9 protein-coding genes are annotated in these 12382 nt (G+C 74.9%); 4 read left to right on the top strand and 5 right to left on the bottom strand.

Translation table 11 applies throughout. The features are described 5' to 3' along the window. Positions 1-26 precede the first annotated feature (26 nt). Entirely contained in the window at positions 27-593 is a 567-nt protein-coding gene (locus tag ACFU7Y_RS07480; RefSeq protein ID WP_224281386.1) for an O-methyltransferase, read from the bottom strand. A gap of 158 nt (positions 594-751) precedes the next feature. Between ACFU7Y_RS07480 and ACFU7Y_RS07475 the strand changes: the two genes are divergently transcribed. After that, a complete protein-coding gene (locus tag ACFU7Y_RS07475) occupies positions 752-925 on the top strand; it encodes a hypothetical protein (protein WP_380766758.1) in 174 nt (57 codons plus the stop codon). 36 nt (positions 926-961) lie between these two features. On the opposite strand, the gene ACFU7Y_RS07470 is transcribed toward ACFU7Y_RS07475, so the two are convergent. Next, complete coding sequence (locus tag ACFU7Y_RS07470; protein WP_380766757.1) at positions 962-1594, bottom strand: AAA family ATPase; 633 nt, start codon at positions 1592-1594, stop codon at positions 962-964. 179 nt (positions 1595-1773) lie between these two features. Between ACFU7Y_RS07470 and ACFU7Y_RS07465 the strand changes: the two genes are divergently transcribed. After that, positions 1774-3324: an AMP-binding protein gene (locus ACFU7Y_RS07465; protein WP_380766756.1), complete on the top strand. Its 1551-nt coding sequence runs from the start codon at positions 1774-1776 to the stop codon at positions 3322-3324. Positions 3325-3489: 165 nt separating this feature from the next. After that, positions 3490-3672, top strand: a complete 183-nt coding sequence (locus tag ACFU7Y_RS07460; protein WP_224281393.1) for a hypothetical protein — start codon at positions 3490-3492, stop codon at positions 3670-3672. A gap of 46 nt (positions 3673-3718) precedes the next feature. Here ACFU7Y_RS07460 and ACFU7Y_RS07455 read toward each other — a convergent pair whose 3' ends face one another. The 3 genes from ACFU7Y_RS07455 to ACFU7Y_RS07445 form a co-directional block, all read right to left on the bottom strand. After that, on the bottom strand, positions 3719-4705 hold the full coding sequence (locus ACFU7Y_RS07455) for an ABC transporter ATP-binding protein (protein WP_380766755.1): 987 nt from the start codon (positions 4703-4705) through the stop codon (positions 3719-3721). Between the two features lie 123 nt (positions 4706-4828). After that, complete coding sequence (locus ACFU7Y_RS07450) at positions 4829-7660, bottom strand: hypothetical protein (protein ID WP_380766754.1); 2832 nt, start codon at positions 7658-7660, stop codon at positions 4829-4831. Further along, positions 7657-10989: an FtsX-like permease family protein gene (locus ACFU7Y_RS07445; RefSeq protein WP_380766753.1), complete on the bottom strand. Its 3333-nt coding sequence runs from the start codon at positions 10987-10989 to the stop codon at positions 7657-7659. Before ACFU7Y_RS07445 ends, ACFU7Y_RS07450 begins: the two co-directional genes overlap by 4 nt. A 419-nt stretch (positions 10990-11408) precedes the next feature. Between ACFU7Y_RS07445 and ACFU7Y_RS07440 the strand changes: the two genes are divergently transcribed. Further along, positions 11409-12143 carry an ABC transporter ATP-binding protein gene (locus ACFU7Y_RS07440; RefSeq protein ID WP_224283545.1) on the top strand — a complete coding sequence of 245 codons (735 nt, stop codon included), beginning with the start codon at positions 11409-11411 and terminating at the stop codon, positions 12141-12143. The last annotated feature ends 239 nt before the right edge of the window (positions 12144-12382 follow it).

Genomic DNA, 12382 nt, shown 5'->3' with positions numbered 1-12382 from the left:
CGCGGCCCGGCGGCCTTGCGGACCGGTCAGGCCCGCCGTACGGCCAGGACGGCGGCGCTGGTCGGCGTGGTCAGCACCTCGGTGGCGTCCAGGACGGGGTGGGTCAGATAGCGCAGGCGCAGCTCGTCCACCTCGCCCTGGAAGCGCGGCGGCCAGTGCTCCGAGGGAGTGAAGTCGTCCAGCACCAGCATGCCGCCGGGGGCGAGCAGGTCGACCACCTTCTCGGGGTCGTCGCGCTTGCCGCCGCCGTCGCAGAAGAACACGTCGAACGGTGCGTGCTCCTCCAGCAGCCGCCAGTCGCCGTGCAGGACCCGGACCCGGTCGTCCGCGGCGAAGAACTCCGTTGCCGCACACGCGAGCCGTTCGTCCCGTTCGACCGTGACGAGGCGGGCGCCCGGCCCGAGGCCGCTCTGCAACCAGGCCGTCCCGACCCCGGCGCCGGTTCCGCTCTCGGCGATCGTCCCACCCGGCTTGGCCGCCGCGGCGAGCGCCAGCAGCCGCCCCGTCTCGCGGAGGCAACTGCGGGTGAACCCCAAGGCGTCGGCCGCCCGTTCGGCCGCCGACACCTGCCCGGGAACGGCGCGTTCCGCCATCCTGTCTCCCCCTCCACGCCCGGTCCGGTCCGTGCCAGTATGACCCCATGGGCGAGCCCGCCGAGTGGATCACCATCGCTGCATACGAGAAGCTGCCCGGCCGCCCCACTCCCCGAGCCACCGTCCGCGCTTGACTGCGTGACCGGGGCATCGACCGGATGCCATTCGCCGCCGGCGCCGTGCGCCGGGACCTGCTCCGCGGGATCGGCCCGGACGGCCGTCGGCACGGCCGGTTCGGCGTCCGGGTCCGCGCCGATGCCCTGCGGCCGCTCGGGCTGCATCCCGAGCAGCCGTCCGCGACCGTCACCGGCGCCTCGCCGCCCGGCTGGTGACATGCGGCGGCCGAGTACCGAGCCTGCGACCGAGGTTCAGCCCACGGGCCCGAAGCGCACCGTCCGGGCGCGGGAGCGGGAGACGGAGTCCAGCAGCAGCACGGACGAGGCCTCCGGCGTCGGCATCGGCCCGCCGGAGCGCACGTGCCGGGTGAAGGCGCCCAGCAGCCGCTCCAGGCCTCGGCGGTGGCGGACGAAGGCCCGGGTGGAGGCGTGCCGGCCGCGGGCCCGCTGACCGTCCAGCGCGGTGACGGCGCCGACGTCGAGCAGCACCAGGTGCAGTTCGCGGCCCTGGCGGACCGCCTCCCGGGCGAGCCAGCGCCGCATCCAGGCGCGGCTGCCGCAGTCGTGCACCAGCAGCGGACCGCCCGCGCGCACCGAGGAGCGCAGCAGCCGGAAGTGCTCCAGCCGGGCCCAGGGCCGGTACACCGCGTACGGCAGGGCGGCGGGCATCACCGCCTCGCAGGCCTCGTGCACCGTCCGCGGGTCCACGGACCGGACCGCGGCCTCGGACCAGCGCCGCAGCAGCGTGCTCTTCCCCGCCCCCGGAAGCCCGGACACCACCACGACGGCGTCGGCCGGGTAGGCGGTGACGAACCCCGCCCCGGCCTCGCCCCGCAGATCGACCACGCCGCACGGCGCCACGACCGCGTCCACCCAGCTGCCCACCAGCCCGAGCCCCCGTTCACGTCCGACCGGGAACCCTAACAACAACGTCGGACGGCTGCGCGCCCCGGCCGGGTCCGCCCCCCGCGCCCGCCGGTGCCGGTGGGGCCCCGGTCGACCGCAGCGCATCCGTGGGACCGGCCGTCCACTAGGCTGACGCGCCGTCAGACAGGAGGGCTGGCATGACTGAGGCGACTCCGATGTACACCGGGTCGGTGCTGGACGGGCTGGCGCGCGATCCCGCTCGGGTGGCGATCCGGTACGGGGACGAGGCGTGGAGCGGGCAGCAGTGCCTGGACCTGGTGCACCGCACCGCCCGTGCGCTGGAGCGGGCCGGGCTCGGGCGCGGGGACGGGGTGACGGTGCTGGCCGGGAACCGGCCGGAGGCGCTGCTGGTGCGCCTGGCCGCGAACCTGCTGGGCTGCCGGGTGGCGATGCCGTTCCCGGACGGGCCGGTCGCGGAACAGGTGGCGCTGGCGGAGTTCGCCGGGACCTCCGCGCTGGTCTTCGACCCGGCCCGGTGCGCGGCGGCGGCCGAGGGGTTCGGGCGGGCCGTGCCCTCGGCCGCCCTCCTCTCCCTGGGCCCGTCGCCGCTCGGGTTCGGCACGGACCTGCTGGACCTCGCCGCGGCCTGCTCGCCCGCCCCGCTCGAACCCCGCTACCGGCCCGAGGACGTGATGGCGGTGCGGTTCACCGGCGGCACCACCGGACGCCCGAAGGGGGTGCTGCGCCGCTTCGCCCGGCCGCCGCGCCCACCGCTGCTGTCCGGCTCGGTCTTCCTCCTGTGCACTCCGCTCTGCCACGGCGGGGGCACCTCGGCGGACCTGGCGCTGGCCTCGGGCGGCACGGTGGTGATGCAGGACGGGTTCGACGCCGGGGCCGTACTGGCGGCGGTCGAGCGGCACCGGGTGTCCCGGACGTACCTGCCGCCGCACCTGCTGTACCGGCTGCTGGACCACCCGCTGCTGCCCACGACCGACACCGGCAGCCTGCGCCGGGTCGGCTACACCGGCTGCGCGCCCTCGCCGCGGCGCCTCGCCGAGGCGACCCGGCGGCTGGGCCGGGTGCTGCACCAGACCTACAGCCTGACGGAGTGCGGTCCGGTCGCCCGGCTGAGCCCGGACGAGCACCTGGCACCGCGGCTGCTGAGCACCGCCGGCCGCCCGTACCCGGACACCGAGCTGCGCATCCTGGACGAGGGCGGCGCCGAGCTGCCGCCGGACCGGACCGGGGAGATCTGCGTCCGCACGCCGACCGCGATGGCCGGCTACTGGCGCGACCCGGAACTGACCGAGCGGGTGCTCCGGGACGGCTGGCTGCACACCGGCGACCTGGGCAGCCTGGACGCGGCCGGCTATCTGACGGTGGCCGGGCGGCGGGACCCGATGGCGATCGTCGAGGGGCACAACGTGTTCCCTCGCGAGATCGAGGAGCCGCTGCGCACCCACCCCGAGGTGCGCGAAGCGGTGATGTTCACGACCACCGACCCGGACCGCCTGGAGCGGGTGCACGCCGCCGTCGCCCTCACCCCCGGCTCGCGGCTGACGGCCGAACAACTGCACCGCTGGGGCCGGGCGCACGGCCTCGGCCGGTGTGCCCCGGACGCACTCCTGCTGCTCCCCGCGATCCCGCTGAACGGCCTCGGGAAGCCGGACCTCACCGCCCTGCGGGCCCAGGTGGCCGGCGGGGCCGGACGGCCGGCCGCCACCGCGGGGGCGCGCGACAGAGCGTGACGCGCCCCACGAGTGCTTCGAGCGCCCACGCGGGCGACCTCTCGTGCGCCACCCGGCGGGAAGAACCGTCCGTGGGCACTCGACCGTGCGGCCCGACCTGCCGATACATCCCCGGCAGCGTCGTACATCCCGGTGTGGGCCGCACCGTCCCCCAGGAGGCACTCCTTGACCTGGCTACGCGTCCTGACCGCACTGGGCATCCTCGCCGTGGCGGCCAGTGCCCTGATCGTCTTCGCCCTCTGCACCGCCACCTCCCGCGGCGAGCGCGCCGCGCAGGAGGCGCCGCCCGACCTCCGTGCGGACGCCGAGGGCAGCGGCCTCTTCCAGCGGACGGGCGGCGACGGCTGACCGTCCCGGGAGGCGACGGCCGCCGCCCGTCCGGACGCGCTCCGGGTCAGTGCCCGGCGAGGTCGTCCGGGCGGACCTCGATGTGATCGGCCGCGAGGTCGACCGCCACCCGGTGCTCCATGCCGAGCGACTCCAGGAACTTGACCGGCAGCTGCACCCGGCCGCTGCGGTCCAGCATCACGTACTCGCGCTCGTTCACCGACTCCTCGCCGTGCTCGTCCGTCACGGTGCGGCGCAGCACCTCGCTGGCGGTCCGCCCGTCCCGGATCGCGACCGTACGGCGGACCTCGCCCGCGACCATCGGGTCGTGGGTGACGATCACGACGGTGGCACCCAGTTCGCGGTTGACGGTGCGGAAGGACTCGAAGATGATCCCGGCGGTCTCCGAGTCCAGCTCCCCGGTGGGCTCGTCGGCGAGCAGCACCGGCGGGTTGTTGGCCATCGCCACCGCGATCGCCACACGCTGCTGCTGGCCGCCGGAGAGCTCGTTGGGCTTGCGGTGGGCGAGCCCACCGATCTCCAGCGCCTCCATCAGCTCTGCCACCCGGGCCGTCTGCTGCTTGGCCCCGCCCGCACCCAAACGACGACCGCGCAGCTGCATCGGCAGGGCGATGTTCTCGGCGGCGGTGAGGAAGGGCAGCAGGTTGCGGGCGGTCTGCTGCCAGATGAAACCGACCACCTCGCGCCGGTAGCGCAGCCGCTCCTTGACGGACATCTCCAGCAGGTCGCAGCCGGCCACGGTGGCGGTGCCGGCGGTCGGCACGTCCAGCCCCGCGAGGATGGTGAGCAGGGTGGACTTTCCGCTGCCGGAGGCCCCGACCAGGGCGACCAGGTCGCCCTGTCGGATGGTCAGTTCCAGGCCTTGGAGGGCCTGGACCTCGACCCCCTCCGCGCTGAAGATCCGGACCAGCCGGTCGCAGACGATGGCCGCCCCCGCATCGTGCGCCTTGGGCGAGGCGGCGGCGAGGGCCCGCTGCTGGAGCTCCTGGAGGCTGGGGGCCTCGGCGACCGTCCGCTCCTGGGGAGTGCTCATCACCGCTCGTCTCCTGTCTCGACTGTCTGCTTCATCGCACCGCTCTCCACTGTCCTGGCGGACCGGTCTGCCGTCACGACCCGGCCGCCGCTCCCGGCGTGTCCGCCGCTGTCGTTCCCTGCCTCATTGCCGCTCCCCCGCGCGCAGTTCGGTGGCGATCTGGCGCCGGCCGGCGACCAGCGTCTCCACCACCACACCGAGGCAGACCACCAGGGTCAGACCGGCGGTGGGCAGCAGCACCGGCATCACCGCGGGGGCCAGGGTGTCGCGGACCGGGGCGCCGACCAGCGCCGAGAGGTCGAAGGCTCCCCCGAGCAGGGCGACTGCGGCCACGGCGACCAGACCGCCGCCGACGGCCGCAGCCACGGTCTGCGGCAGCGACTCGGCGACGATCAGTGCCAGGCCCTGCCGGGGCCGCAGGCCCATGGTGCGCAGCCGGGCGAGCACCGCCGTACGGTCCGGCGCAGCCCGCAGCAGCGTCAGCAGCACGGCCAGCAGGGCGAACCCGGCGGCGGCGAAGCCCGCGTACCGGAACAAACGTCCGGCGGCGTGCTGCACCGGATCGCCGGCCAGCTCGGCGATCATCTCGCGGCTGCTGTGCACCACGTAGCCGGGGGGCAGGCCGTCGGTGGTCTTCCCCGCCTCCTCGGCGTCCTTGCTGATCAGCTTGGCCAGGCCCGTCGCCTGCTTGCCGCTGCCGATGCCGCGTTCCATCAGCAGGGCCCGGACCCGGCCCGGGTCGACGTCGCCGACCGCGAACCACTTGTTCACCCTGGTCTCCCGCTTGAGCTCCGGCAGGTGCTCCGCCGCGGCACCGGCCGGCACCACGATGAAGGGCCTGCCCGAGTCCGGCAGGGCGGGCGTGGCGTCGACGATCCCGGCCACCACGGTGGACATCTGGCTGCCACTGGGCGTGCTCACCTGCGGCGCGCCTGCGGTCAGGCGCTGGGCCAGGCTCCGGCTGAACAGCGCGGGCACCGGGCTGTCCTTGCCACTCGGGGCGGCCAGCTTGGCCGGGTCGAACCCGCCGACGCCGGCAGTGCGGGAGATCTCCGCGTAGGCGCCGGGCTCCACCACCACCAGGATGGCGCCGGTGGAGTCCCGGTCGGCACCGGTGAAGACGGCCCGGTCCTCGATCCAGGCCCCGGTCGCCGCCCGGACGCCGGGCAGTTCGCCGGCTGCCTTGGTGAAGTCGTCCGGCAGGGTGGCGTAGACCGGGACCGTGATGGACACGTCGCCGCCGGTGGCGATGCGCGCGGCACGCGTCCGGGAGTGGTCCACCGTGTCGAGCACGGTGGCGCCGAAGCCGGTGGCCGTGACGGCGATCAGCAGGGCGAGCAACGGCAGTGCGGAGGGCCTGCGGCGGCCCGAGTTGTCGCGGGCGGCCCGGACCAGGCCGAGGAAGCCGACCAGTCCGCGGCCGCGCCCGGCGAGTGCGGCCAGCCAGCCGACCACGACCGGCTCGATCCGGGCCAGCAGCAGGCCGCCGGAGACGGCGAGCAGCAGCGGGGCGGCCACCAGCAGCGGGTCCACTCCACCGCCCGGATGGCCGACGCCGCGACGGCGGACCTCGGCCACCGCCGCGGCCGTGACAGCCAGCACGGCGAGCTCGCCGATCACCCGGCGCCAGCCGCCGGCGGTCCGCGGGCGCGCCCAGAGCAGGGCGGCCCGGGCCGGGAAGGCCAGGATCGCGAACAGGGTCACGGCGAGCGCCAGCAGCACCGGGTTGCCCCACCGGGGGGTGGGCAGCAACACCAGCGCGAGGGCCGTCCCGAGCACGGCGGCGGGCAGCACGGTCACCGCGCCCTCACCGAGCAGCCGCAACAGCACTCCGCTGCGCGAGCCGCCCCGGGCCTGGAGCAGCCTGATCTCGGCCGTGCGCCGGTCCGTGCTGAGCGCTGCGGCCAGGCACAGCACCACGACCGCGACGCCGGCGACGCCGGCCGGCCCGATGGCGCCGAGCGGGGCCGCGGCCTGGTAGCGGGCCGTGGCCCGGGCGAGGACGTCCGGCATCAGCGAGGTGACGTGCAGGTCGGCCCGGTGGGTCGAGCCGACCAGGGCGGTCATGCCGGGGCCGGAGGAGTACGAGCCGAGGAGCTCGCGGGTCCGGTCGAGCCGGTCGGCGCGCAGGGAACCGGCATCGACGGGCAGCCGCCAGAAGTTCTGGCCGCTCGAACCCCAGACGGCCAGCGCGGTCAGGCTGCCGCCGTCGACGAAGCCGCTCGTCGAGTACCACGCCTGGTCGCCCTTGACACGCAGGCAGGCCCTGGCCGGACAGCCGATTCCCTCCCAGAACGGGTCCTGGGGATCGTTGACCCGGTAGAGGCCGACCACGGTGCTGCGCAGCGAGTCGGGTCCGTCGGTGCCGCTCTCGATGACGTCGCCGAGCTTGATGTTGACGGCCTCGGCGGCCTTCTGGCTCAGCACGATCGGCAGCGGGCCGTCGGCCGGGGCGGGGCCCGGCCAGGTGCCCGCGGTCAGCGTCACCCGGTCGGCGAGGCCGTGCAGGTAGAGCAGGCCGATCGTCGGGTAGGCCTTGTCGGAGAGCTTCGTGTACCCCGGGTTGAACATGGGGCGCTCGGTCCTGACCCGGGTGCCGTAGACCTGACCCGACGTGGTCAGCGGGAGGTCCCGTCCGATCCGCTCGCTCAGCTTCTGCTGGGTGGCCTCCAGGCTTGCCGCGGCGTCGTCGCGAGTCGTCTCGGAGGTGTACTCCAGATTGGTCACGTTGGCGCCCAGGCTGCGCGTGAACTCCTGGAGCGCGGTGTCCGCGCCCCGGTCCTCGATGCGTGGGAAGGCCGCCGCCAGGAAGACGGTGACGAGGGCGAGGGCCGCCGTGAGCAGCGCGGCCAGCGGCATCGCGCGCAGCCGGGTGCGGACCCACGGCGCGGGGCGGTGGGCGCGGGTGGGGCCGGGCGTGGGGGTGGGCACGGTGGTGCCGGCCTTGGTGGTCACATCTCCTCCACGTGGCGCAGCCGGGCGGCCACGTCTCGACGCCGGCGCCCGATCAGGAAGGCCGACAGCAGCGGAACGACGGCGGTCGCGGCCGCGAACAGCAGCGCCTGACCGAACGGCAACTCGACCAGCGCCTCCGGCACCGGGCGGCGGGCGGCCGGGGTCAGCACCACGAAGGGCACGATCAGCCGGACGAGCAGGGCGCCCAGGGCGAGGCCGACGATCCCGCCGAGGCCGACCAGCAGCGCGTTCTCGGCGGCGGCGGTGCGGGCGACCTGCTTGCGCGGGGCGCCCAGGGCGAGCAGCAGCGCGGAGTCCCGGGAGCGTTCGCGGGCGGAACCGGCCACGGCGGCGCCGAAGCCGATCGCGGCGAGCACGGCGGTGACGATCGCGATGGCCATCAGCGCGCTCTGCGGGGCGGCGCCGACCGGGTCACCGAGGAGGCCCTCGGAGACCTCGTCGTAGAGCGCGATGTCCTGGCTGCCGGGGGCGCCGCGCAGGGCGGCGGCGGCCTCGGCCGGGGCGCGGTCGCCCGGCCCGGCGGCGGGCAGCCACCACTCGGTGCGGGCGGGCAGGTTGCGGTCCTGGACCGCCAGCACCCGGGCGACGGTACCGAGGTCCATCACCAGGGCCTGTCGGCCGACCACCGGTACGGCCTCGATCACGGCGGTCACCTTGACCGGGACGACGACCCCGCCGAACGGCACCCGGACGGTGTCCCCGACCGAGGCTCCGACGGCCTTCAGGTAGTCGCGGGTGGCGACGCCGTTGACGCCGGCCGGAACGGGCGTCCCGGTCGGGCTCAGCACGGCGCGCACCGGGTCGCCGATGCCGCCGGCGGAACGGTAGCGGACCGTGAACAGCGCGTCGGCGCCGGCCGTTTCGGAGGCGAGCGCGGCCACCGGCGAGCTGTCCGTGCTGCCGCGGACCGTCGGGGGCTTGAGGCTCCAGCCGGCACCGGTCGGCACCGGAACGGTGGTGGCCGGTCCCCCCGCGGTCTCGGAGACCGCCAGGTTCCGTACGGTGACCTCGCCCTCGCTGCGATCGCCGAAGTCGACGGTCGCGCCGACCACGGTCAGCGGAGCGGCGACCGAGCCCACCGGGGCGTCGACCAGCGCGCCGAGCGGGATCGAGGAGCGGACCTGGCCGTTCAGCGGGAGGTCGCCGAACGGGACCTTGTGGACCAGGCCGAACCGGTCGCGCAGCAGCAGCCGGACTTGGGGGTGGACCTGGCTGCTCCTGGACCACCAGAGCTCCTGGTCCTGCTGACGCACCGCGATGTCGGCGTCGATCCGCAGCGGGACGCCGGGCAGCGGGATGCCGGCCGGGGCGGGTCCGGCGAGCGTGCCGAAGACCTCCGCGCCGGTTCCGCCGTCGAGCAGGTCGGAGCGGACCGGGACGCGGTCGGCGAAGGCGGCGGCGTCCACAGCCAGCAGCTGGCCGTGGACGCCGCTCGGCAACGGCTGTTCGTCGCGCACCACCGGGACCAGCCGGTCGCCGCCGGGCAGACCGCCGTAGCGGCCGCCCTGACCCATCAGGGCGTTGTGCGAGCCGGAGATGCGCAGACCGCCGGCCGTGGCGAAGGCGGCCTGGTCGCGCTGGGAGGCGGTCCAGGTGGCCTGCTGTCCGAGCGCCAGGACGCCGGTGGCCACGGCCATGACGAGCAGCAGCACGGGTCCGGTGGCGCGGCCGGGACGGCGGGCCAGCTGCCAGCCGACCATGGCGGGGCCGAGGCCGCGGCCCCGGGCCGCCGCACGGGCGCCGAGCCGGGCGACGAACGGGAGCAGCCGCAGCACCACCAGGGTGCCGGCGCACAGGGCGAGCGCCGGGGTGGCGACCAGCAGCAGGTCCACGTCGAGGCGTCCGGTGGAGTCGGCGGACAGCCCGCCGCCGTACTGGTCGAGTTGCTGGTAGGCGAGCGCGGCCAGGGCGAGCACGGCGAGGTCGCCGCCGTTGCGGGCGATGCCGGAGACCACGGCCTGGCGGCGGCCGGCCCGGCGACGCAGGGCGGCGCCGACGCCGCGCAGCACGCTGGGCACGGTGGCCAGCACGACGCAGGCGAACGCGCAGACCACGGCCACCGGCCAGAGCGTCCAGCTGATGCCGGTCTCCAAGTCGACCTGGTGGGAACTGCCGAGGCCGGCCAGCGCGCGGACCAGGAACGGGGTCAGCAGCGGGGCGAACACCGCGGCGGGCAGGGCCAGCAGCAGCGACTCCAGGGCGGTGAAGGAGCCGAGCCTGACCGCCGAGGCACCGCGCGCGGCGAGCATCTCGTTCTCGGACTCCTGCCGCGCGGCGATCAGGTGGACGACCAGCAGCAGGGCCGCCGCGGCGAGCACCGTCAGCTGGAGGGCGCCGATCAGCAGGGTGGACCGGGCGACCACCATGCTGTCGGACAACTCCCGCATGATGTCCGGCAGTTCGGTCTTCGCGCTGAGCGAGGCGGTGGCCTGCAGCTCACGGGAGAGGCGCTGGGCACTGTCGCCGGCGGCCTGCGCGGCAGCCCGGTCGGCACCGGAGAAGTCGGCGTCCAGCGACCAGCCGCGGCCGCCCTGGACCAGACCGGCCGCGGTGAAGGCGCTCTGGTCGACCATCATCGGGCCGAAGGTGGTGAAGCCGCCGACCTCGATCTCGCGGCCGCCGACCGGGTCGATCCGCCAGTACGGGGCGGTCGGGTCGGTGGCCCGGTAGACGCCTGTGATCCGGACGGTCAGCGGCGTGCTGTCGACCCGGTCGACGAGCCGGACCTCGGCGGGCAGGGCCTGCTCGGTCAGGCCGAGCCGGCGCAGCAGGCTCTGGGGGACGGCGGCCTCCGGGGCCGCGGACCGGACCGGCCCGGTGGCGGCCCCCGGCCAGGCGCCGGCCAGCAGTTGGACCCGGCCGCGGTCGAGGTCGGCGAGGACCGTCAGGTCGAGCTGGGCACCGGGGGCCTGGCCGGCGGGAGCGGGGGCGCTGCTCGCAGGGGCGCCCGAGCCGCTTGCGCCCACCGTGTCGCCGTTCGCTGCGGCGCCGGAGCCCGGCAGGCCGTAGGAGCGGCTGCGCATCACGCTGTCGGTGTGCACGGGCAGGTCGCCGAAGAGCTTCTGCCGGTACGCGGCGACTGCCCCCTCGTCCTTCGTCCGCTGGTCGAGCCCGTGCTCGCCGGTCACCGCCACGATGGTCCGGGCGTGACCGGGCCCTTGGAGCGCCTGCCGCAGGCCGGCCTCGCCGACACTGCTGTTGAAGGCCACCAAGGCGGTCAGCACGGACGTGGTGATCAGCACCGCAAACAGGACGGCGGCAGCCAGCGGCACTCGCGCGCGCAGTCGGCGCACGACGAAGCCGAGCATCAAGTTCCTCCCCCGGATTCATGTCCCCGGTTGCATCCCCGAGCCCCGCTCATCGGTCCGATCCGAGTACAAATCGGCCATAGATGGACACATCGCAAGCACACCGGCGCATTGATCACCGGCAATCGGTCGCCGGATAGCGGACGATGCTGTCAGATTCGATCGAGGAACGGAAGGGACTTGCGCGAATCAAGTAAGCAATGAGCAAATTCCTTTCATTGATAGCATCCCGGCCGGGGATGCCCCCACTTGAATGCCATGCACACTTCACAACTCCGGCTTCAGCGCGTCCAGTTGGCCCGGGACACCGTCTTCTCGGATTCCCGCCCGGGAGCGCGAACCACCGGAGCAGTCATATCCGTAGAACCCGACGGGACCCGGACGGAACCGGGTTGCCACGCCCACAGGGGGGACGTCGCATGACGCAGCACCAGGCCTCCACCGCCGCCGACACCACCACCCAGCCGATGGTGGCCGTGACCGACCTCCGCCGGAGCTTCGGCACCGGCGAGCGGGCCGTGCACGCCCTACGCGGCGTCTCGTTCACCGTCGGCCGCGGCGAACTCACCGCGCTCAAGGGCCGGTCCGGCTCCGGCAAGACCACCCTGCTCAACCTGGTCGGCGGCCTGGACACACCGACCGGCGGCAGCATCGCGCTGGACGGCATCGACCTCGCCGGGCTGGACGAGGACGGCCGGCTCGCCCTGCGGCGGGAGCGGATCGGCTTCGTCTTCCAGTCCTTCGGGCTGATCCCGATGCTCACCGCGGCCGAGAACGTCGGCGTGCCCATGCGGCTGCGCAAGGCCCCGGCAGCCGAGCGCGAGGAGCGCGCGCACACCCTGCTCGCCCTGGTCGGCCTGGCCGACCACGCCAACCAGCGCCCCGGCGAGCTCTCCGGCGGACAGCAGCAGCGCGTCGCCATCGCCCGCGCGCTGGCCAACGAGCCCAGCCTGATCATCGCCGACGAGCCGACCGGTCAGCTGGATTCGGAGACCGGCCGCTCGATCATGGAGCTGCTGCGCGCGGTGGTGCGCAGCGAGGGCGTCACGGTGCTGGTCGCCACGCACGACCCGACGCTGATGGAGCTCGCCGACCGCGTGATCGAGGTCCGGGACGGGCGGATCATCGAGGAGGAGGCGGAGCGGGCGGCGTAGCGGGACAGGTCCCGGGCGGGTCGCAGCCACGGGGCATGGCGAAGGCGTGGGGATGCGGGGTGCGTCCCCACGCCTTCGCCATGCCCGCGCTCAGCCCTTCGCCGGGACGATCGATCGGGCGCGGAGGCGTGGGCAGGCCGGGTCGGACCCCAGGCCTGCGAATCGATGAATGAAAGTGTGACAGAACGTCATTTTCGGTGATCCATCACCGCCGCGACCTTCGTCGCCTCACCGGAACC

The organism is Kitasatospora sp. NPDC057542, assembly GCF_042801945.1.
Classification (GTDB): Bacteria; Actinomycetota; Actinomycetes; order Streptomycetales; family Streptomycetaceae; genus Kitasatospora.
This window is presented reverse-complemented; position numbering and strand designations above follow the sequence as displayed.